This is a genomic window from Mesorhizobium sp. M1006 (genome assembly GCF_040318825.1).
GTDB lineage: Bacteria > Pseudomonadota > Alphaproteobacteria > Rhizobiales > Rhizobiaceae > Mesorhizobium.
Map to the genome: position 1 here is coordinate 262782 of NZ_JAMYMZ010000004.1, position 20229 is coordinate 283010.

Here is a 20229-nt window from a genome sequence, read left to right on the forward strand (position 1 = left end):
GCCGCTTGCCTGTTGATTTCAAACCCGAAAGACAGGATTGCACGTGCAGGTACTCGTCCGCGACAACAATGTTGATCAGGCGCTTCGCGCGCTCAAGAAAAAGATGCAGCGCGAAGGCATCTTCCGCGAAATGAAGATGCGCGGACATTACGAAAAGCCCTCCGAGAAGCGCGCCCGTGAAAAGGCGGAAGCCGTGCGTCGTGCCCGCAAGCTGGCCCGCAAGCGCGCCCAGCGCGAAGGCCTGCTGCCGATGACGCCGCGTCCGGTCGCGGCCGGTGCTGCCGGTGCCGGTGCTCCGCGTCCGCCGCGGTTCTGACGTCAATTTTTCGTCCTTTTCCAAGGATATCCAAGGTGGCGCGATGCGGAATCGCCGCCACCTTTTTGTTGTGAGTTCGACCCGGTCCGAGAGGACCGGTTGGGAGAGATGCCGGTTCGGAGGGGGAACGGACCAGACGGCGCAGTAAGGACAGGGCAGATATGGACGCAATCACCGTAGAGCGCAGAACCGCGTGGCGCGGCCTCGCCCTGACGGCAGCCCTGCTTTCCGGGATGGTGCTTGCCAGCTGCCAGAGCGTTCCGACCGGCGAGTTCAACAACATCGACAAGGCGCAAGGCTCGAGCGAGAACATCTCCTCGCTGTCGGCGGTGATCCAGCGCAACCCCCAGGATCCGGAAGCCTACAATGTGCGCGGCTCGGCCTATGGCCGCGGCGGCCAGTACCAGGCGGCGCTGAAGGACTTCAACACTGCCATCCAGCTCAATCCGAATTTTTACCAGGCCTATTCGAACCGTGCGCTCATCCAGCGCTTCCTCGGCGATCAGGCGAGCGCGCTCGCCGACTACAATCGCTCGATCCAGATCAATTCCAACTATGACGCCGCCTATATCGGCCGCGGCAATCTCTACCGCAGGGCGGGCCGGGTCCAGGAAGCCTTCAACGATTTCCAGAAAGCCATCCAGCTCGACACGACCGATGCGCGCGCCTATCACAATCGCGGCCTGATCTACCAGAGCCAGGGCCAGCACGCCTTTGCCATCGAGGATTTCTCGACCGCCATTTCGTTGGCGCCGGACGCCTCCGAGCCTTACAACGGGCGCGGCCTCTCCTACCTTGCCATGAACGACGAGGACAATGCCTTCGCCGACTTCAACATGGCCATCAAGCTCGACGGCAAGAATGCTGAGGCCTGGTCCAACCAGGCGTTGATCTACGAGCGGCGCGGCGACAAGGTCAGGGCCGCGAAATCCTACCGCGAGGCCGTGCACCTCAATCCGACCTACCAGCCGGCCAAGGACGGCCTGGCCCGCACCAGTGCTGGCTGAGCGGCCGGTTAATCGGGCCTCCGTTTCCGCACTCCGACAACCCTGCGTTTAGCTTCGCCTTGCTGGCGCCAAGTTTTCGGCGGAACGCTCGGCGTGCTCAGCCGTTTGTACAAGGCAATTTCGAAAGGACCCTGCCATGATCAAGAAACTCGCTTGTGCCGCTGTTCTCGCCACGACCGTCGTTGCCGCTCCCGCCAGCGCCAGCAAACTCCAGCTCGGCGTGCTCGACTGCACCATCGACGGCGGCACGGCCTATCTCGTCACTTCCAACAAGGGTGTTTCCTGTGTCTTTCGTCCGCATCGTGGCGGCCCCTCTGAAGTCTATACCGGGGTGATTTCCAAGCTCGGCGTCGATGTCGGCCGGACGCATCAGGGCCAGCTGGTATGGGCGGTTCTGGCGGCGACCCGCAACCACGATGAAGGCGACCTTGCCGGCAGCTACTATGGCGTGAACGCCGAGGCCAGCGTGGTCACCGGTGGCGGCGCCAATCTCCTGGTCGGCGGCCTCGACAGCGCCTTTTCGCTGCAGCCGCTCAGTGTCCAGGCACAGACCGGCGTCAACCTGGCGGTCGCCGTCACCTCGCTCGACCTGATCCACTCGTTCAAATAACGGCGCAGCATGGCTCCCGAGCGGCGAGGAGCGTAGGTGTCGGCCTGCGAATAGCTGCCGAAGGCTCATAGATTCCGGCAGGCCCACTCCGCAGAGGACGGGCCGCCCTGATGTTCAAAGTTGCGGCGCTCGAAGATCACGGCATGGCAATTGTGTTCATGCCGTTACCGTCACCGAAGATTGCGGCGATCCAATATTGCTTGTCTTCGGTCTGACCAGAATCTCAACGCCTCGTGATCGTCCCCCATCGCACAATTTTGAAATCCGCCACGTCAACGGCGATCAAGACCGCTTGATCTCAACTACGGTTGAGGTTCTAGAAGTCCTCCCATACTGCGGCATGTACTCATTTGGACGTGAAGAACGCTCCAATACTTCAGACCAGCGTCTGAGAAAGCCTGGGGGACCGGATGACCAAGACAAGCACAAACAGGGTCGACTGGCGCGCGCTGTGGGCGAGCGGCGACCTGGCGCGCTTCTGCTTCATCAGCCTCGGCATCCTGCTGCACGCCACCAACGAAACCATGGTGGCAACGGTCATGCCGGCCATGGTCGGCGAACTCGCCGGCGTGCAACTGGTCGGCTGGTCGCTGGCGATCTACGAGCTCGGCGCCATCGTTGCCGGTGCGGCCGCCGGACGGCTGGTGAGCTATGTCGCGCTGCGTACCAACATGATGGTCGCCGCAATGCTCTATGCCGCCGGCGCGCTGGTCTGCGCCACCGCGCCTTCGATGCCGCTGTTCCTCTGCGGCCGCCTGATCGAGGGGCTCGGTGGCGGCGCGCTGGTGTCGCTGGCCTTCGTCTCGGTCGAGCGGCTGTTTGCCCGCGCGATCTGGCCGCAGCTTTTCGGCGTCATGTCGGCGATCTGGGGCGTCGCCGCCTTCAGCGGCCCCGTGCTCGGCGCGGTCATGACCGAATTCTCGTCCTGGCGCTGGGCCTTCGGTGTCTTTACCCTCGGCGGCACGGCGATGGCGCTGGCAAGCTTCATCGTGCTCGACACACCGGAAGCAACAAGGCCGCAGGCGACGGGCGGCTCGGCGCCGCCCTTTCCCTTTGCGGCACTTGGCTGCCTCGCCGTCAGCGTCGTGCTGATTGCCACCGACGGCGTCGACATTGCCCTGCTGCGCTCGTCGCTGCTGCTCACCCTCGGCCTGGTCGGCCTGGCGTGTTTATCTATATCGACGCACTGAAGCCGCGCTCGCGCCTGTTCCCGTCACGGCTGTTCTCATGGCGCTCGCCGGTTGGCGCGGGCATGACCATGGTCGCCGCGTTCTCGGTGGCGACCTGCTCCTTTACCGTCTACGGTCCGCTGCTTCTGACCAGCCTGCACGGCATTCCGATCCTGACCACCGGCTACATCATCGCCGCCGAATCGATCGCCTGGTCGATCCTGTCGATCCTCGTCGCCAATGCGCCGCCGGAACGCGAGCGGCTGATCATCGTCGGCGGGGCGCTGATGATCGCCACGGGCGTCGCCGGTTTCGCCTATACGGTGCCGGCCGGCTCTATCCCGTTGATCCTGCTTTGTGCCTTGCTGCAAGGCGGCGGTTTCGGCATCGCCTGGCCGTTCGTCACGCGTGTCATCGTGGCATCGGCCAAGGAAGGCGAGCAGACGATCGCCTCGGCCGCTGTGCCGACCATGCAGCGCATCGGTTATGCCGTGGGTGCGGCACTGACCGGCATCGTCGCCAACGCCAGCGGCTTTTCCGAAGGCCTGAACCGTGAGGCCGCGGCAAGTGTCGCCGCCTGGCTGTTCCTGGCGTTTATCCCGCTCGGAATCCTGGGATGCCTTGCCGCCTTGCGGATTTCGGGGGCGACCGACACGGAGCCGGCGAAGCTGTCAATCTCCGTGGGGGAGATTGACTAGACAACGACCGTCTTCATCCGGTCGGCGATCAGCGCCGCGAGCCGCGTCGCCACCTCGTCCTTGCTCATCTCCGGCCATTCCTCGACGCCGGCCTTCGAGACGATCCGCACCTTGTTGCGGTCGCCGCCCATCACGCCCGGGGAACCATCTTCATGGGAGACATCATTGGCAACGATAAGATCGGCACCCTTTTTTGCAAGCTTGGCCTCGGCATTCCTGACCAGGTCCTGCGTCTCCGCGGCGAAACCGACCACCAGCATCGGCCGCTTTTTGTGATGCCCGACACCGGCGAGAATATCGGGATTTTCCACCATCTGCAGCGCCGGTGGCCCCTCGCCCGCCACCTTCTTGATCTTTTCCCCGGCCGAACTTTGAGTGCGCCAGTCGGCGACAGCCGCGACGAACACTGCCGCGTCGGCCGGCAGCAGCTGCTCGACGGCGTCCTTCATCTCGACGGCCGTTTCGACGTGCAGCGTGGCGACGCCGGCCGGATCGGCAATGCCGACCGGGCCGGAGACGAGACGCACGTCGGCACCGAGCCTGGCCAGCGCCGCCGCAATGGCGTGGCCCTGCTTGCCCGACGACCGGTTGGCGATGTAGCGGACCGGGTCGATCGGTTCATGCGTCGGCCCGGAGGTGACAATGATCTTCCTGCCCGCCAGCGGCTTTGGCCGGCTGTCGAGCAGCGCCTCGATCGCGGCGACGATCTCCAGCGGCTCGGCCATGCGGCCCTCGCCCACCTCGTTGCTCTCGGCCATCTCGCCCTTCGCCGGGCCGACGAATGCGACGCCGTCCTTGCTCAGCGTCGCGCGGTTGCGGCGGGCCGCCGGATGCGCCCACATTTTCGGGTTCATCGCCGGCGCCATCAAAACTCGCTTGTCGGTGGCGATGAGCACGGTCGAGGCAAGGTCGTTGGCATGGCCATTGGCGAGCTTTGCCATCAGGTCGGCGGTGGCCGGCGCCACGACCAAAAGGTCGGCCTCGCGCGACAGCCTGATATGGCCGATGTCGTGCTCGTCCTGCCGGTCGAACAATTCGGTGAAAACATGGTCGGCCGACAGCGCCCCGGCCGACAGCGTAGTGACGAACTCCTGCGCCGCCGCGGTCATCACCACCCGCACTGCCGCGCCGCGCTCGCGCAGCCGGCGGATCAGGTCGAGCGCCTTGTAGGCGGCGATGCCGCCGCCGATGATCAGCAGGATGCGCTTGCCGGAGAGGATGCCTCGCGGGCTGGAGACGGCGACCACCGGCGCTGCTGGACTCTGCGAACTCGTCAGTTCGCGCAGTGTTTTCTCGATCTGGTCGATGCGACCGGCCGAACCGAACTGACCTTCGACCGCTGCGCGGATCATCACCCGCGCCTGGTCTTCCATCGACCGGCCATTCTCCGCCGCCAGTCGGCGCAGCAGGTCCTTGACCTCGTCATCAAGGTTGCGGATCGTGATGCTGGCCATCTGATTGCACCTTGCCCGGAATTGCTGAGTGCAATGATAGCAATGCAATCACTTTGCAACAAGCGCTAGAAAATACGCCCGGCGATATACACGAGCGTCAATGCGATCACCCACAGCGCCAGCCGGCCGGAGCGGGTGTAGCGCGCCTCGGCCTTGCCGATCGCGCGTGCGGTCCTTTCGTCGAAGCGCAGGCCGTGTTCGGCCATCAGGTCGATCTCACGCGACAGCCGCTCGGTGCGGGCGGCGAGGTCCGGTGCCTGGCGGGCCAGCGCCAGCAGCGCGTTGGCACCGTCGCGCGCATCGGCCAGCAGGGCGCGCGGGCCGAGGTTGCGGGCAATCCAGCCGCTCACCACCGGCTCCGACGTCTTCCACATGTTGAAGGCCGGGTCGAGGGTGCGGGCGACGCCTTCGACGACGACCATGGTCTTCTGCAGCAGCACCAGCTCGGACCGCGTCGCCATGTCGAAGAGGTCGGTCACTTCGAACAGCAGCGTCAGCAGCTTGGCCATCGAGATGGTCTCGGCAGGCTGGCCGTGGATCGGTTCGCCGATCGCCCGGATCGCCTGGGCGAAGGCGGCGACATTGTGCTGGCGCGGCACGTAGCCGGCCTCGAAATGCACCTCGGCGACGCGCTGGTAATCGCGCGTGATGAACCCGTAGAGGATTTCGGCGAGGAAGCGGCGCTCCTTTTTGCCGAGCCGGCCGGCAATGCCGAGATCGACGGCGACGATGGTGCCATCGGCTTCTATAAACAGGTTGCCCGGGTGCATGTCGGCGTGGAAGAAACCGTCACGCAGCGTATGGCGCAGAAACGACTGAACGAGGTTGGCGGCAATCGCCTTCAGGTCGTGGCCGGCGGCGGTCAGGCCGGCAATATCGTTCATCTTGATGCCGTCGACCCATTCCATGGTCAGCACGTCACGACCGGTGCGCTCCCAGTCGACCGACGGCACACGGAAGCCGGGATCGTCCTTGGTATTCTCGCCGAGCTCCGAAAAAGCCGCTGCCTCCAGCCTCAAATCCATTTCGATCTTGGTAGTCTGGGCCAGCGTCTCCGTCACCTCGACCGGCCGCAGCCGGCGCGACGACGGGATGTACTTTTCCTGCAGCCGGGCGGCGAGGAAATAGCTTTCGAGATCGCGAAAGAAGCGGCGGCGCACGCCCGGCCGGATGACCTTCACCGCCACTCGCCTAACGACGCCGTCCTGCAGGGTTTCAGCGGTATGGACCTGGGCGATCGAGGCGGCGGCGACGGCCTCGCCAAAACTGGCATAGAGCTCACCGACCTTGCGTCCGAGCGATGCTTCTATCGCCGCTATGGCCTCGGCCTTGGGAAAGGTCTGCATCTTGTCCTGCAGCATGGCAAGATCAAGCGCGATATCGTTGCCGACGACATCCGGCCGTGTCGCCAGGAACTGGCCGAGCTTGACGTAGGATGGGCCGAGCCGCACGACCGCCTTGGCCAACCTGTCGCCGCGCTCATAGGCAAGCGCCCGACGGCGGGTGAATAGCCGGGCCATGCGCCAGCCGAATTTCGGCAAGCCGAAGAGCTCGTCACCGGGCAAAGCCGCGATGACGCCCTCGCGCACAAGCACCCAGCCGGCCCGCACGAGCCTGAAACCAGCGCCGATGCTGCTCATGGCTGGCTTTGCCCTGCCGGTTTCCTGAACTGGCGCAAGGCAGGTCGGAAAATGCGGGCCAGCCTCAAAGCTTCCAGCCCGAATGAAGCGCGGCAATGCCGCCGGAATAATTGCGGAACGAGGCGCGCTCGAAGCCCGCGCGCGAAATCATCGCCGCGAAATTCTGCTGATTGGGAAACTTGCGGATCGATTCGACCAGATAGGAATAGGGCTCGTCATCGCCGGTCACCACCTTGCCGATCCGCGGAATGGCGTTGAACGACCATGCTTTATAGACCTTGTCGAGCAGCGGCATCTCGACCTCGGAGAATTCAAGGCAGAGAAAGCGCCCGCCAGGCTTCAGCACGCGATAGGCTTCGGCAAGCGCCACATCGATGCGCGGCACGTTGCGGATGCCGAAAGCGATGGTGTAGGCGTCGAAAGTAGCGTCGGCAAAAGGCAGTTCCTCGGCATTGGCTTCGACGAAATCGGTATTTGCCGACAGGCCTTTTTTCTCGGCCCGGTCGCGGCCGACGGCGAGCATCGAGCCGTTGATATCGAGAACCGTTGCATGAGCGTGCCTGCCGCTCGCCTCGACGATGCGGAAGGCGACATCGCCGGTGCCGCCGGCAACGTCGAGAACGCTCCAGCCCGGCCGCTTCGGTGGATTGAGCCAGGCGACCATGGCGTCCTTCCACAATCGATGCAAGCCGGCCGACATCAGGTCGTTCATCAGGTCGTAGCGGTTCGCCACCTTGTGGAAAACATCATTGACCAGGGACTGCTTGTCGCCTGGCCCTACCCGCTTGAAACCATAAGAGGTTTCCATGCCGCCCGCAGCAGTGGTTCTTTCAACCGACATCGTTTTGATCCGCCATAAAATCGGCGGGACCATAGCCGATCGATGGTGCGGGCGCTATTGTTTAAGGCGCGGTGTTCGGCCGCGCTTCGAAGCAGGTTCCGGAAAAGTGTCACACGGTTTTCCGACAGGAACTTGCGTCATAAGAAAAAGCCTGACGGGATAATTGAATGCCTTTGAAAGCAGAACTGCACTGCCACATCGAAGGGGCAGCGGCGCCTGAACTCGTCCTCCGCCAAGCTGAGAAATACGGCAAGGATGCCTCGCCCTACATCCAGGACGGCTCCTTCGTCTGGCGCGACTTCACCTCTTTCCTCGCCGCCTACGACTTCTCGTCGGACCTGTTCCGCACCGAAGAAGACTATGCGCGGCTGGCCGATCATTACCTGACCAGCCTCGCCCGCGACGGCGCCATCTATTCCGAGGTTTTCACCTCGCCCGACCATGCCAGCAAGGCCGGGCTGTCGCCGAAGGCCTATACCGACGCGCTCGGCGAAGGCATGGCCCGCGCCAAGGCGAAGACCGGCATCGAAGGCCGCATGATCGTCACCGGCGTGCGCAATTTCGGTGTCGAATCGATCGAGCGGGCGGCGCGTTTCGCCGCGCGCTGCGGGCATCCGCTGGTCACCGGTTTCGGCGTCGCCGGCGACGAGCGGATAGGCGACCTGGAAGATTATGTTAGGGCCTTCGAGATCGCCCGCGAGGCCGACCTCGGCATCACCGTCCATGCCGGCGAATTGATGGGCTGGGAGAGCGTCGAGGCGGCACTCGACCACATCCGCCCGTCTCGCATCGGCCATGGCGTGCGCGCCATCGAGAACCCCGAGCTTGTGCGGCGCATCGCCGACGAAGGCGTCGTGCTCGAATGCTGCCCTGGCTCCAACATCGCCCTGAAAATCTTCGACAGCTTCGCCGACCATCCCTTCCCCGCCTTGCGGGCAGCGGGCTGCAAGGTGACGCTCAACTCCGATGACCCGCCCTACTTCTGGACCTCGCTGAAACGCGAATACGACATCGCTGCCGAGCATTTTGCGATGGACGACAAGGCGCTCACCGCCGTCACCAGGACGGCCATCGAGGCAGCCTTCGTCGACAGGAAGACCAGGGCGGTGCTGCTGGGCAGGCTCGGCGCCAAGGGCAGGTGAATGGTGAATGGTTCACCCGGCGCTTCGGTCCGTCAGCCGCGAGTTTTTCCGCGCAACCAAGGACTCGCAAACCAGTTCACTATTCACTATTCACCATTCACCATTCACTTGCGCAGTTGGAGAACACCATGAAGGGCGTCACCGTCGTCGACCATCCGCTTGTCCAGCACAAGCTGACCATCATGCGCAAGAAGGAAACCTCGACGGCCGGCTTCCGGCGGCTGCTGCGCGAGATCTCGCTGCTGCTCGGCTACGAGGTCACCCGCAACCTGGAACTGACGACGACGACCATCGAGACGCCGATCGAAACGATGGAGGCGCCGACGCTGGAGGGCAAGAAACTGGTCTTCGCCTCGGTGCTGCGCGCCGGCAACGGCTTGCTCGAAGGCCTGCTCGATCTGGTGCCGGCGGCGCGTGTCGCCCATATCGGCCTCTATCGCGACCATGAGACGCTGGAAGCGGTCGAGTATTTCTTCAAGGCGCCGGGCGACCTCGCCGACCGACTGGTGATCGTCGTCGACCCGATGCTGGCGACCGCCAATTCGGCGATCGCGGCGATCGACAAGCTGAAAGGCCGCGGTGCCACCAACATCCGCTTCCTCTGCCTGCTGGCGGCACCAGAGGGCCTCGAGCGTTTTACCCAGGCGCATCCCGATGTTCCGGTCTTCACCGCTTCCATCGACCGCCAACTCAACGAAAAGGGCTACATCATGCCGGGTCTCGGCGATGCCGGCGACCGCATGTACGGCACCAAATAGATCCGTTTACCGATTGTTTACGCAAACGGCTGGTTTCCGCACTCGTTAAAGCGGCAATCACCATGTCGGACTAAGGATCGGCAACCACAAAGGCCGGTCCATGCTGCGCAAGCTCCTCATCCTTGGCGTGTTTGCCGGAACGTCGGCATCGCTGCCGATCGTGTATCAGTCCAATTCACAGGTAATCGAGCGGCTGTTGAAATCCGCCATCGGAGCCAGGCCGGCCGACACTCAAACCAACCTGAATCTCGCCGCCGTCCCGGACAGGCCGGCAACGCCGCAGCCGCTCGGCCGCAAGGTCGTCGTCACCGCGGACGCGCGCGGGCATTTCATGTCGGTCTTCAAGTTGAACGGTCGCCAGGTCGACGGCATGATCGATACCGGTGCGACGCTCGTCGCCATCAACACCTCGACCGCGCGCAGGATCGGCATCTCGCTCAATTCGACGGACTTCAGCCATCAGGTCAACACCGCCAATGGTGCGATCAAGGCCGCCGTGGTGACGATTGACCGCCTGCAGATCGGCAAGATCACCGTCGAGGGCGTCGAGGCCGTCGTGCTCGACGACAGGGCGCTGCACACCAACCTGATCGGCATGAGCTTTCTGCAGCGGCTCGACAAATACCAGGTCGAAGACGGCAAGCTGCTGCTGGTTCAGTGATTACCCGCGCGGCAGGATCCGCCGGATGACGGTTTTCTCCGTGGCCGGTTTGGAAGTGCCGATGGTATAGGCCGAAAGCACCGCGGCCGCGGCCGCTTCGGCATCCCCGGTATTGCGGGCATGGACCAGCGCCAGCGCTTCGCCGGCCCGCACTTCAGCGCCGACCGGCAACAGCCTGGTGATGCCGACGGCGTGATCGATCCTGTCGTCGGGCCGCGTCCGCCCGCCGCCAAGCCCGACCACGGCAAGCCCGATCTCGCGGGTCGCGATGCCGGTGACAAAGCCGTTCGCGCTCGCCTTGACCGCGAATTCCGTTGCCGCTTTCGGCAGATATTTTTCCGGATTGTCGACAAAGTCGACGGGACCACCCAGTGCCGCCACCATGCGCGCGAAGATGGAAGCGGCGCGGCCGCCGGCCAGCGTTTCGGCGGCGCGGCGCAGGCCGCCCTGGTTGGACGACACCAGGCCTGCCGATTGCAGCATCTCGGCGGCCAGCGCCAGCGTCACGTCCTCCAGCCGCCGGTCGCGAAAGCGGCCGGTGAGAAAATCGACGGCGTTGCGCACCTCGACCGCATTGCCGGCGGCGGACGCCAGGGGCTCGTTCATGCCGGTGACCAGCGCCGAGGCCTTAAGGCCGGCGCCATTGGCGACGTCGACCAGGCTGTTGGCCAGTGCGGTTGCGTCGCGCGATTTCTCCATGAAGGCCCCGTTGCCGACCTTGACGTCAAGCACCAGCGAATTGAGGCCGGCGGCCAGCTTCTTCGACAGGATCGAAGCAGTGATCAGCGGCACCGATTCGACCGTTCCCGTCACATCGCGGATGGCGTAGAGCCTGGCGTCGGCGGGTGCGAGATCGGCGGTCTGGCCGATGATGGCGCAGCCGGTTTCGAGCACCGTCTTGCGGAAGCGCGCAACATCCGGCTGGCTGATATAGCCGGGGATGGCATCCATCTTGTCCAGCGTGCCGCCGGTATGGCCCAGACCCCTGCCGGAAATCATCGGCACATAGGCGCCGCAGGCAGCGACGATCGGCGCCAGCATCAAGGAGACATTGTCGCCGACGCCGCCGGTCGAATGCTTGTCGGTGACCGGGCCGGGCAGATCCGACCAGTCGAGCACATCGCCGGAATCGCGCATCGCCATAGTCAGCGCCACCGCCTCGTCGCGGCTCATGCCGTTGAAGAACACCGCCATGGCAAAGGCGCCGACCTGCGCGTCGGTGACTGTGCCGGCGGTCAGACCCTCGATGAAGAACGCTGTCTCCTCAGCCGAGAGCTTCTGGCCGTCGCGCTTGCGGCGGATGATTTCCTGGGGAAGCATCAGGCGTCGACCCTGTGCTCCGGAAGCCCGTCCTGAAAAACACGCTGCAGAATGGTCGCCAGCCGCGCACCGCCAACCGGCGCCATGTCCTTGGTCTCCTGGTGCGACAGCTCGGCTCCGGTCATGCCGGCAGCAAGGTTGGTCACGACCGAACAGGCGGCGACGCGCAGCCCAAGGAAGCGGGCGAGAATGACCTCCGGCACCGTCGACATGCCGACCGCGTTGGCGCCCATGACGCGCGCCATGCGGATCTCGGCGGGCGTCTCGAAGCATGGGCCGGAGAACCACATATAGACGCCCTTGTGCAGCGTGGTACCGGTGGCCTTCGCCGCCTGCTCGATGGCGGAGCGGAGACCGGCGTCATAGGCTTCGGTCAGGCCGACGAAACGGCGGTCGCTCGGTTCGCCGATCAGCGGGTTGGAGCCCGAGAAATTGATGTGGTCGGTGATCAGCATCACCGAGCCCGGGCCCATCCCGGGATCGACCGAACCGGCGGCGTTGGTGAGGATCAGCCTGGAGATGCCGAGGCCGGCGAGCACCTCGAGTGCCGGCCGCATCGCCGCCGCGTTGCCGTGCTCGTAATAATGCGCCCGGCCGGACAGCATCAGCACCGGCGTGCCGGCAAAGAGCCCCGCCACCACCTCGCCGGCATGGCCGCTGACTCCGCTTCGGGGAAACCCCGGCAAGTCGGCGTAGGAGATGCGCACCGCATCCTCGACTTGGTCGACAAGCCCGCCAAGCCCTGACCCCAGCACCAAGGCGGTAGTCGGCGCCAGCCCGTCCAGCCTTTCGACGAGGTGATCGAGCGCTTCCTTCATTTCAGCACATCGCCTTCAAACCCGTATGGCAGCAACTCGCCCATGGTCACGGTTTCGACCACGCCGCTATCATCGCAGAGATAGAACTTCGTCTCCGGCCGGCAGAATTCCGCCAGCCGCTGCCGGCAGCCGCCGCAGGGCGAGCATTTTGCCACGCGTTCGGCGATCACGGCGATTTCCGTGATTTTGCCGCCGCCGCCCATGATGTAGTTGGCAAGTGCGGTGGTTTCGGCGCACCAGCCCTCCGGATAGGACGCGATCTCGACATTGGCGCCGGTGAAGACACGGCCGTCCTCGGTGCGCAACGCCGCGCCGACCGGAAATTTCGAATAGGGCGCATAGGCCTTGGCCATGGCGGCTTTCGCCGCTTCGAACAGATCATGAGCCATAATAGATCAGCGTTCCTTGACATAAGGCACGCCGCCGGCGCGCGGCGGGATTGCCTTGCCGATGAAGCCGGCAAGCAGGATGACGGTCAGCACATAGGGCAGCGCCTGCATGAATTGCACCGGCACCTTGCCGATCAGCGGCAGCGGCGTGCCTTGCAGGCGGATCGACGCGGCGTCGAGGAAGCCGAACAGCAGGCAGGCGAACATGGCGTTGACCGGTTTCCATTTGGCGAAGATCAGCGCGGCCAGCGCGATATAGCCCTTGCCGGCGGTCATGTCCTTCACGAAGCCGCCATTCTGCACCATCGACAGATAGGCTCCGGCAATGCCGGTGAGCACGCCGGTGCAGATCAGCGCCCGATAGCGCAGCCAGGCGACTGATATGCCGGCGGTGTCGACCGCGGCCGGGTTCTCGCCGACGGCGCGCAGGCGCAAGCCGAAGCGGGTGCGAAACAGCACCCACCAGGTGAACGGCACGGCCAGGAAGGCGAGATAGACCAGCACGGAATGGCCGGAGATGAGTTCCGAATAGATCGGCCCGAGAATCGGAACGCTCCTGAGCGCCTCTGCGCCCGGCCAGATGATTGCCTCGAAGCGCTCGCCGGCGGCCAGCGCCGGCGTGCGCCCGCCTTGCTGGAACCAGGCCTGGCCGAGCATGATCGTCGATCCGGCGGCAATGAAATTGATCGCGACGCCGGAAACGATCTGGTTGCCGCGATGGGTGATCGAGGCAAAGCCGTGGATCAGCGCGAAGGCAACCGAGATGAGGATGGCCATGCCGAGGCCGAGATAGGCCGAGTGGAAGACCGAGGCGGCGGCCGCACCGGCGAAGGCGCCGACAAGCATCTTGCCCTCGAGCCCGATGTCGAAGACGCCGGCCCGCTCCGAATAGAGGCCGGCGAGACAGGCGAGCAGCAAGGGCACAGACAGGCGGATGGTCGAGTCCAGGACCTGCACGATAGCGTTGAAGAAATCCATCTCAGGCGCCCTTCCCCTTGACCGCTTCCATGCCGACCGATTTCGGGCTGAGCGAGGCGAACAACGCCTGGACGTAGGGCCGGAACATATGCTCGAGCGCGCCGGCGAACAGGATCACGAGGCCCTGGATGATGACGATCATGTCGCGGCTGATCACCGGCATCTCGAAGGCGAGCTCGGCGCCGCCCTGGTAGAGCATGCCGAACAGGATCGCCGCCAGCACGATGCCGACCGGGTGCAGGCGTCCCATCAGTGCCACCGCGATGCCGACGAAACCGGCGCCCGAAACGAATTCGAGCGCGACATTGTGCTGGTCGCCCATCGTCGGGTTGAGCGCCATCATGCCGGCCAGCGCGCCCGAGATCATCATCGCAATGATGATGATGCGGATCTCCGAAATGCCGGCATAACGCGCCGCTTTCGGGCTGTGGCCATAGGTGCGCATCTCGTAGCCGAGCTTCGTGCGCCAGATCAGCACCCACACCAGAAAGGCCATGGCTAGCGCCAGCAGGGAACTGACGTTGAATGGCGCCGAACGGATTTTGGCGCCGAACAATTCGATGACCCAGTTGAGCTTCGGCAATTGCGCGCCTTCGAGGAAGGTGCGCGTCTGCGGCGCCATCGAGCCGGGCGGCTTCAGCATCCCCACCAGCGCATAGACCATGACGCTGGCAGCGATGAAGTTGAACATGATGGTGGTGATGACGATATGCGAGCCGCGCTTGGCCTGCAGATAGGCCGGGATCAGCGCCCACAGCGCGCCCATCGCCGCGGCGGCGATAATGGCGATCGGGAAGGTCAGCCACCAAGGCAGGAAGCTGTCGAAGGCCAGACAAACAATGCCGATGCCGAGACCGGCGATATAGCCCTGGCCCTCGCCACCGATGTTGAACAGGCCGCAATGCGCCGCAACCGCCACCGAAAGCCCGCTGAAGATGAAGGTGGTGGCATAGAAAAGCGTGAACGCGATGCCTTGGCCGCGGCCGAAGGCACCCTCGACCAGGACGACGGCTGCGCGCAGTGGGTTCTCGCCAACCAATATGACGACGAAGCCGGCAACGACGAAGGCGACGAACAGGTTGATCAGCGGGATCAGCACGTAGTCGGCCCAGGCCGGCAGCTTGGCATAGGGAGTGCTCATTCCGCCGCCTCGCGCTGCTCGACGCCGGCCATCAGCAGGCCGAGCTCGCCCTCGGTCGCGTCGGGGCCGCGTTCGCCGACGATGCGGCCGGCAAACATCACCAGGATGCGGTCGGACAGCGAGCGGATCTCGTCGAGCTCGACCGAAACCACCAGCACCGCCTTGCCTTGGTCGCGCATGGCGATGAGGCGCTTGTGGATGAATTCGATGGCGCCGACATCGACGCCGCGTGTCGGCTGGCCGACGATCAACACGCCGGGATCTTGTTCCATTTCCCGCGCCAGCACGATCTTCTGCTGGTTGCCGCCGGAGAAATTGGCGGTCTTGAGGCGGCAGTCCGCCGGGCGGATGTCATATTTGACGATCTTGTCCCTGGCATCGTTACGGATGGCGTCGATGTCGAGAAACGGCCCCTTCAGATAGCGCGCGTCGTCCTGGTAGCCGAGGATCGAATTCTCGTTTTCCTCGAAGGCCAGCACGAGCCCGACATGATGGCGGTCCTCCGGCACATGGGCGAGGCCGCGCTCGCGCAGCTCGCCAGGGTCGGCGGCGCCGGTGAGGTCGATCGGCTTGCCGTCGAGCATGACCGAGCCCGAAACGGCATGCCTGATGCCGGAAATCGCCTCGAGCAATTCGGACTGCCCGTTGCCGGCGACGCCGGCAATGCCGACGATCTCGCCGGCATGGACGTCGAAGGAGACGTCGTCGACCATGGTGACGCCGCGGGAATCCTTGACCGTCAGGTTCTTGACCGCGAGCTTGACGCCGCCGGCCTTCGCCTCGCCCTTTTCGACGCGCAGCAGCACGCGCCGGCCGACCATCAGCTCGGCCAGCTCCTCGACCGTGGTCTTCCTGGTTTCGCGTGTCGCCACCATGGTGCCCTGGCGCATCACCGAGACCGTGTCGGTGATCGCCATGATCTCGCGCAGCTTGTGGGTGATCAGCACGATCGTCTTGCCCTGCTCCTTCAGCTGCCTGAGGATGCGGAACAGATGGTCGGCCTCGGCCGGCGTCAGCACGCCTGTCGGCTCGTCGAGGATCAGGATCTCGGCGCCGCGATAGAGCGCCTTGAGGATTTCGACGCGTTGCTGCAGGCCGACCGGCAACTCCTCGATGATGGCGTCGGGATCGACTTCGAGCCCGTATTCGCGCTCGAGCCGCTCCAGCTCGGAACGCGCCTTGGCAATGCTCTTCTTCAGCAGCGCATCGCTTTCGGCGCCGAGAATGACGTTTTCCAGCACCGAGAAATTGTCGACCAGCATGAAATGCTGATGCACCATGCCGATGCCGAGCGCGATCGCATCGTTTGGCGTCTTGATCGATGCCGGCTGGCCGCCGACACGGATCTCGCCGGAATCGGCCTGGTAGAAACCATAGAGGATCGACATCAGCGTCGACTTGCCGGCGCCGTTTTCGCCGACGATGCCATGGATAGTGCCGCGCATAATCTCCAGATTGATGTCGCGGTTGGCGCGCACGGCGCCAAAGCTCTTGTCGATGCCGATCAGCTCGATTGCGGCTTGCGCCATGCAGCCTGTTCCCACTGTTATTTTTTTACCGCTTGGTCAAACGCCTAGCATGACGCCCAGTCTGTGCCAATTGGGTCCCTACCAATTGGCCGGAGCAGGGTTCACTCTCGACAAATCCCGCCATGCTTGTCAATTTCCAACGTGGCCGCACCCTGCACAATCGCCTGATCGAGGATTTCAAATGACCATGCCCGAGGACCGGCTGACGACGCTGGAAATCCGCGCCGCCGAGCAGGAGAAGATCATCGAGGAACTGTCCGGCCAGATCGCCGAGCAGTGGAAGGTGATCGAGCGCATGCAGCGCAAGCTGGACGCGCTGGCCGAGCGCTTCCTGGCGCTGGAGGAACAGGCCGCGCCCGACGTGCCGGTGACCAAGCCGCCGCACTGGTGAGCGGGCCGACAAGACAAAACCGCCGGGCTTTCACCCGGCGGCTCGTCACTTCAGCAGTGCCAGTCGATCAATAACAGCAATCGATCAATACGGGCAGGCATTGTCCGACATGTAGTCGTGCACCTTGATGGTGCCGGCTATGATGTCGGCCTTGGCTTTTTCGACCGCCGCCTTCATCGCATCGTCGACAAGCGCCTTGTTGTTGTCGTCCATGGCGTAGTCGACCCCGCCTTCCTTGAGGCCGAGATCGTTGACGCCCGCCGTGAACTTGTCGTTCTTGGCATCCATGAAGGTGTTGTAGACGGCAACGTCGACGCGCTTGACCATCGAGGTCAGCACCTTGCCGGGCTGCAGGCCGTTCTGGTTGGAATCAACGCCGATGCCGAGCTTGCCGGCGTCGGCCGCTGCCTGCAGCACACCGACACCGGTGCCGCCCGCCGCTGCGTAGATTACGTCGGCGCCCTGGTCGATTTGCGTCTTGGCGATCTCGCCGCCCTTGGCCGGATCGTTCCAGGCTGCCGGCGTATCGCCGGTCATGTTCTGGATGACGTCGGTGGCCCCGGCCGCCTTGGCGCCGCCGACATAGCCGCAGCCGAACCTGCGGATCAGCGGAATATCCATGCCGCCGACGAAGCCGACCTTCTTGGTCTTGGAAGCCATCGCCGCCATCACGCCGACGAGGTACGAGCCTTCCTGCTCCTTATAGACCAGGGAGCGGACATTGGGCTTGTCGACGACCATGTCGATGATGGCGAATTTGGTGTCGGGGAACTCGGTTGCGATCTTGTCAAGCGCGTCAGCCCACGAGAAGCCCGCCATGACGATCGGGTTGCGGCCGTCCTCGGCGAAACGGCGCAGCGCCTGCTCGCGCTGGGTGGCGTTGCTGACCTCGAATTCCACATAGGGGATGCCGGTCTCGGTCTTGAACTTTTCAGCGCCGTGGAAGGATGCCTCGTTGAACGACTTGTCAAACTTGCCGCCGAGATCATAGAGGATCGCGGGTTGAATGTCCGCGGCGAAGGCCGGAAGAACCATTGCAGCTGCGGCCATGAGGCCGAGAACGATACGTTTCATGTGATCCACACCCCTGTCGGTTATTTGTCCATTATGCACCGCATGCCGGCCCGGTTCTCCGGCAGGCATACGGTGTCGGGCAGGAGTGTCTTCCTCCCGCTTCGGGTCAATCTGGCACGGCCCGAAACAAAATTCACGTGGAATTTTGACCCTTTGGAAAAGCATGGCGCCGCATCGCGGCGCCACAGCATATTCCTTGCGTCAGGGGCATAAAATCAGGCGGAGACGGCGGCCGGAATGGCGCAGGTGACGCCGGTTCCCTGCAGGCCGCAATAGCCGTAAGGGTTCTTCGCCAGATATTGCTGGTGGTCTTCCTCGGCGAAGTAGAATTCCGGCGCCGGCGCGATCTCGGTGGTGATCTTGCCGCGTCCGGCACCGCGCAGCGAAGCCTCGTAGGCATCGCGCGAGGCGAGCGCCGCCTGGTACTGCGCGTCGTTGAACGTATAGATCGCCGAACGGTAGGTGGTGCCGACATCATTGCCCTGGCGCATGCCTTGCGTCGGGTCGTGGCTTTCCCAGAACAGCTTCAAGAGCTCGGCATAGGACACGATCTTGGGATCGTAGACGACGAGCACGACTTCGGCATGGCCTGTCAGGCCCGTGCAGGTTTCCTGATAGGTCGGGTTGGGCGTGACGCCGCCGGCATAGCCGGCCGCCGTGACCCATACGCCCTCGACTTGCCAGAACAGGCGCTCGGCGCCCCAGAAGCAGCCCAGCCCGAACATCGCCGTTTCCATCCCTTCGGGATAAGGACCCTTGAGCGGCCTGTTCGAGACAAAGTGCTTCGATGCCGTCGGGATCGGCCGGTCGCGGCCGGGCAACGCCTCGGAGGGTTTCGGCAGGTTGAGCTTCTTGTTCAGCATGTCGCTGAGAAACATGTGTGGCTTCCTTTTCTTCTTGGTTGAGCCTTCCGGGTACGGGATCACCGGGTCAGGCTGGAAATGTCAGGTTGCGGCGAACCGCCCGCTGGGGCGCTGCCGCCTGTAACCGATTGCATAAAGAATGAACGCCAGCACCGCGAACACGGCAAAGCCGGGCTGGCTGAGCACCCAGGCGATGGCACCGTCCCACAGCAGCGGGTTGACCTTGTCGCGGACGAAGCTTTCGAAGGCGCTGCGCGTATCCGGCGAAACCGCGAGCCAGCTGGTGTTGAGCGGAGTCATCACCAGCGCCGAAGCCGCCACCGAGCGGGTCGCATCGAGCACGGCCATGATGACCGAAACCGAAAGCGCGATCATTGCGGCAAGACGGAAGATAAAGCGGAACATCCGGACCCTTCCTCCCCAGGAGTTTATCAGAATGTCGTGTGGACTGTTAAATAGGATCTGCGTGCTTTATCCGCAATCGCGACACGCGAAGTTGAACCTGCGGCCGCCGGTTCGCCGGGACCGGTGGCGCGCCGGGGACGGCAAGCACACCTCCGCCGCTCCTTTCGATAGGCTCCCAACGGGTGCCCCAGCGGCATGGGCTGAGCATCCGTATCCGGCAAAGCGAATAGACTGCCGTTATGTCTTGGCATTCGGCACCGGATCGACTAGATGAGCCCCGCGCCTGTTGCTTTGACGGCTCAGGTGCGGGGAAAGGGTATCCGCTGGTTGACGGCGCCCACGGCCGGAATTCCGGCACCGGAATCCCAAAGGAGATGCATCTCCCCAACCCGCGCGGCGAAACCGGCCGCGTCGAAAATGCTAAAAAGACGGAGAGGTGGCCGAGTGGTTGAAGGCGCACGCCTGGAAAGTGTGTTTACGGGAAACCGTAACGCGGGTTCGAATCCCGCTCTCTCCGCCAGTTAAATCTCTGTCCAACCCGGAGACATGGGTAACAGATTGTACTTAAGACATGGGTGACAACCTCGTGCCGAACGGGTTGTCGATGGTCTGCAAGGTCCTCTGTTCCAAGTCGATATACCCGAGATCGTAATGCATGAAGCTGACGAGCCAAATGCCGTCGTCGATCTCCTTGATTCCCAGCCTCTGACCGGCGAGCACGGTCGAGACGCTGATCTTCTTCCTGTGCATGCAGATGCGGCCGCAAGCGGTAACCAGGATGTCGCGGTCGTGGAAGGGGTATTCCAGTTCCGGCAGGCCGTCATAGGCTCTTGAGGACGGCGTGTAGAGCTCGGCCGGGGTGCGCATGGCGAGCGCCTCGTGTGGCCTTTCCTCATTGAATTCGCTGATGAAAGCGTCGAACCTCGCCTGCTGCTGGAGAATGTTCATGCCGGGCGGCCTGGTCGTCTCTTTCTTTAAGGTCAGATGCATGCGCTCGTGGCGGCCGTTCTGTTGCGGGTTGCCCG

Annotated in this window: 20 protein-coding genes, 1 tRNA gene and 1 pseudogene; 9 read left to right on the forward strand and 13 right to left on the reverse strand. The window is 63.8% G+C overall.

Going from position 1 to position 20229, the window contains the following annotated elements; all coding sequences use genetic code 11:
- The first annotated feature begins 43 nt into the window (after positions 1-43).
- From rpsU to NKH60_RS05920, 4 genes and pseudogenes are all read left to right on the forward strand, one after another.
- Complete coding sequence (gene rpsU, locus NKH60_RS05905) at positions 44-316, forward strand: 30S ribosomal protein S21 (protein ID WP_023675331.1); 273 nt, start codon at positions 44-46, stop codon at positions 314-316.
- 161 nt (positions 317-477) lie between these two features.
- The gene (locus NKH60_RS05910; RefSeq protein ID WP_352832508.1) at positions 478-1323 is read left to right on the forward strand and encodes a tetratricopeptide repeat protein; all 846 of its coding nucleotides are present in this window, start codon (positions 478-480) and stop codon (positions 1321-1323) included.
- Positions 1324-1459: 136 nt separating this feature from the next.
- Positions 1460-1933 (forward strand): DUF992 domain-containing protein, encoded by a 474-nt coding sequence (locus NKH60_RS05915; RefSeq protein WP_352469481.1) that lies wholly within the window; start codon positions 1460-1462, stop codon positions 1931-1933.
- A gap of 410 nt (positions 1934-2343) precedes the next feature.
- Positions 2344-3800 (forward strand): annotated as a pseudogene (locus tag NKH60_RS05920) (MFS transporter).
- Here the strand turns inward: NKH60_RS05920 and coaBC are convergent.
- The 3 genes from coaBC to ubiE form a co-directional block, all read right to left on the reverse strand.
- Positions 3797-5254: a bifunctional phosphopantothenoylcysteine decarboxylase/phosphopantothenate--cysteine ligase CoaBC gene (coaBC, locus tag NKH60_RS05925; RefSeq protein WP_352832513.1), complete on the reverse strand. Its 1458-nt coding sequence runs from the start codon at positions 5252-5254 to the stop codon at positions 3797-3799. The pseudogene NKH60_RS05920 and the gene coaBC overlap by 4 nt on opposite strands.
- A gap of 65 nt (positions 5255-5319) precedes the next feature.
- Positions 5320-6894 (reverse strand): 2-polyprenylphenol 6-hydroxylase, encoded by a 1575-nt coding sequence (gene ubiB / locus NKH60_RS05930; protein WP_352832516.1) that lies wholly within the window; start codon positions 6892-6894, stop codon positions 5320-5322.
- Between the two features lie 64 nt (positions 6895-6958).
- Complete coding sequence (ubiE, locus tag NKH60_RS05935; RefSeq protein ID WP_352818247.1) at positions 6959-7735, reverse strand: bifunctional demethylmenaquinone methyltransferase/2-methoxy-6-polyprenyl-1,4-benzoquinol methylase UbiE; 777 nt, start codon at positions 7733-7735, stop codon at positions 6959-6961.
- Between the two features lie 167 nt (positions 7736-7902).
- Between ubiE and NKH60_RS05940 the strand changes: the two genes are divergently transcribed.
- The 3 genes from NKH60_RS05940 (at position 7903) to NKH60_RS05950 (ending at position 10296) form a co-directional block, all read left to right on the forward strand.
- The gene (locus NKH60_RS05940) at positions 7903-8877 is read left to right on the forward strand and encodes an adenosine deaminase (RefSeq protein WP_352871437.1); all 975 of its coding nucleotides are present in this window, start codon (positions 7903-7905) and stop codon (positions 8875-8877) included.
- Positions 8878-9005: 128 nt separating this feature from the next.
- On the forward strand, positions 9006-9635 hold the full coding sequence (gene upp, locus NKH60_RS05945; protein WP_023675320.1) for a uracil phosphoribosyltransferase: 630 nt from the start codon (positions 9006-9008) through the stop codon (positions 9633-9635).
- Between the two features lie 100 nt (positions 9636-9735).
- Complete coding sequence (locus tag NKH60_RS05950) at positions 9736-10296, forward strand: TIGR02281 family clan AA aspartic protease (RefSeq protein WP_352818250.1); 561 nt, start codon at positions 9736-9738, stop codon at positions 10294-10296.
- On the opposite strand, the gene deoA is transcribed toward NKH60_RS05950, so the two are convergent.
- From deoA to NKH60_RS05980, 6 genes are read right to left on the reverse strand one after another with little or no spacing between them, the layout of a single operon-like run.
- Positions 10297-11616, reverse strand: coding sequence for a thymidine phosphorylase (gene deoA / locus NKH60_RS05955; protein WP_352818252.1), 1320 nt, complete (start codon positions 11614-11616; stop codon positions 10297-10299).
- Entirely contained in the window at positions 11616-12434 is an 819-nt protein-coding gene (locus tag NKH60_RS05960) for a purine-nucleoside phosphorylase (protein WP_352448279.1), read from the reverse strand. Before NKH60_RS05960 ends, deoA begins: the two co-directional genes overlap by 1 nt.
- Entirely contained in the window at positions 12431-12823 is a 393-nt protein-coding gene (cdd, locus tag NKH60_RS05965) for a cytidine deaminase (RefSeq protein ID WP_352488680.1), read from the reverse strand. Before cdd ends, NKH60_RS05960 begins: the two co-directional genes overlap by 4 nt.
- Before the next feature lie 6 nt (positions 12824-12829).
- Entirely contained in the window at positions 12830-13801 is a 972-nt protein-coding gene (locus NKH60_RS05970; RefSeq protein WP_352469471.1) for an ABC transporter permease, read from the reverse strand.
- 1 nt (position 13802) lies between these two features.
- On the reverse strand, positions 13803-14942 hold the full coding sequence (locus tag NKH60_RS05975; protein WP_352469470.1) for an ABC transporter permease: 1140 nt from the start codon (positions 14940-14942) through the stop codon (positions 13803-13805).
- A complete protein-coding gene (locus tag NKH60_RS05980; RefSeq protein WP_352469469.1) occupies positions 14939-16471 on the reverse strand; it encodes an ABC transporter ATP-binding protein in 1533 nt (510 codons plus the stop codon). Before NKH60_RS05980 ends, NKH60_RS05975 begins: the two co-directional genes overlap by 4 nt.
- A gap of 181 nt (positions 16472-16652) precedes the next feature.
- On the opposite strand from NKH60_RS05980, the gene NKH60_RS05985 reads away from it, so the two are divergent.
- On the forward strand, positions 16653-16862 hold the full coding sequence (locus NKH60_RS05985) for a SlyX family protein (protein WP_352469468.1): 210 nt from the start codon (positions 16653-16655) through the stop codon (positions 16860-16862).
- Between the two features lie 84 nt (positions 16863-16946).
- Here NKH60_RS05985 and NKH60_RS05990 read toward each other — a convergent pair whose 3' ends face one another.
- The 3 genes from NKH60_RS05990 to NKH60_RS06000 form a co-directional block, all read right to left on the reverse strand.
- Complete coding sequence (locus NKH60_RS05990; RefSeq protein WP_352469466.1) at positions 16947-17936, reverse strand: BMP family lipoprotein; 990 nt, start codon at positions 17934-17936, stop codon at positions 16947-16949.
- A 215-nt stretch (positions 17937-18151) separates the two neighbouring features.
- A complete protein-coding gene (gene msrA, locus NKH60_RS05995) occupies positions 18152-18814 on the reverse strand; it encodes a peptide-methionine (S)-S-oxide reductase MsrA (protein ID WP_352469465.1) in 663 nt (220 codons plus the stop codon).
- Positions 18815-18880: 66 nt separating this feature from the next.
- The gene (locus NKH60_RS06000; protein ID WP_352469464.1) at positions 18881-19204 is read right to left on the reverse strand and encodes a hypothetical protein; all 324 of its coding nucleotides are present in this window, start codon (positions 19202-19204) and stop codon (positions 18881-18883) included.
- A 430-nt stretch (positions 19205-19634) separates the two neighbouring features.
- On the opposite strand from NKH60_RS06000, the gene NKH60_RS06005 reads away from it, so the two are divergent.
- Positions 19635-19724 (forward strand) — tRNA-Ser (locus tag NKH60_RS06005).
- A 44-nt stretch (positions 19725-19768) separates the two neighbouring features.
- On the opposite strand, the gene NKH60_RS06010 is transcribed toward NKH60_RS06005, so the two are convergent.
- Positions 19769-20229 (reverse strand): integrase core domain-containing protein (locus tag NKH60_RS06010; RefSeq protein ID WP_352871443.1); only part of this gene is annotated, 461 nt, incomplete at its 5' end.

Bases quoted from the DNA above. Each gene is read 5' to 3' on its own strand.
- NKH60_RS05910 (WP_352832508.1), top strand. From the start codon at position 478: ATGGACGCAATCACCGTAGAGCGCAGAACCGCGTGGCGCGGCCTCGCC.
- NKH60_RS05915 (WP_352469481.1), top strand. From the start codon at position 1,460: ATGATCAAGAAACTCGCTTGTGCCGCTGTTCTCGCCACGACCGTCGTT.
- coaBC (WP_352832513.1), bottom strand. From the start codon at position 5,254: ATGGCCAGCATCACGATCCGCAACCTTGATGACGAGGTCAAGGACCTG.
- ubiB (WP_352832516.1), bottom strand. From the start codon at position 6,894: ATGAGCAGCATCGGCGCTGGTTTCAGGCTCGTGCGGGCCGGCTGGGTG.
- ubiE (WP_352818247.1), bottom strand. From the start codon at position 7,735: ATGTCGGTTGAAAGAACCACTGCTGCGGGCGGCATGGAAACCTCTTAT.
- NKH60_RS05940 (WP_352871437.1), top strand. From the start codon at position 7,903: ATGCCTTTGAAAGCAGAACTGCACTGCCACATCGAAGGGGCAGCGGCG.
- upp (WP_023675320.1), top strand. From the start codon at position 9,006: ATGAAGGGCGTCACCGTCGTCGACCATCCGCTTGTCCAGCACAAGCTG.
- NKH60_RS05950 (WP_352818250.1), top strand. From the start codon at position 9,736: ATGCTGCGCAAGCTCCTCATCCTTGGCGTGTTTGCCGGAACGTCGGCA.
- deoA (WP_352818252.1), bottom strand. From the start codon at position 11,616: ATGCTTCCCCAGGAAATCATCCGCCGCAAGCGCGACGGCCAGAAGCTC.
- NKH60_RS05960 (WP_352448279.1), bottom strand. From the start codon at position 12,434: ATGAAGGAAGCGCTCGATCACCTCGTCGAAAGGCTGGACGGGCTGGCG.
- cdd (WP_352488680.1), bottom strand. From the start codon at position 12,823: ATGGCTCATGATCTGTTCGAAGCGGCGAAAGCCGCCATGGCCAAGGCC.
- NKH60_RS05970 (WP_352469471.1), bottom strand. From the start codon at position 13,801: ATGGATTTCTTCAACGCTATCGTGCAGGTCCTGGACTCGACCATCCGC.
- NKH60_RS05975 (WP_352469470.1), bottom strand. From the start codon at position 14,942: ATGAGCACTCCCTATGCCAAGCTGCCGGCCTGGGCCGACTACGTGCTG.
- NKH60_RS05980 (WP_352469469.1), bottom strand. From the start codon at position 16,471: ATGGCGCAAGCCGCAATCGAGCTGATCGGCATCGACAAGAGCTTTGGC.
- NKH60_RS05985 (WP_352469468.1), top strand. From the start codon at position 16,653: ATGACCATGCCCGAGGACCGGCTGACGACGCTGGAAATCCGCGCCGCC.
- NKH60_RS05990 (WP_352469466.1), bottom strand. From the start codon at position 17,936: ATGAAACGTATCGTTCTCGGCCTCATGGCCGCAGCTGCAATGGTTCTT.
- msrA (WP_352469465.1), bottom strand. From the start codon at position 18,814: ATGTTTCTCAGCGACATGCTGAACAAGAAGCTCAACCTGCCGAAACCC.
- NKH60_RS06000 (WP_352469464.1), bottom strand. From the start codon at position 19,204: ATGTTCCGCTTTATCTTCCGTCTTGCCGCAATGATCGCGCTTTCGGTT.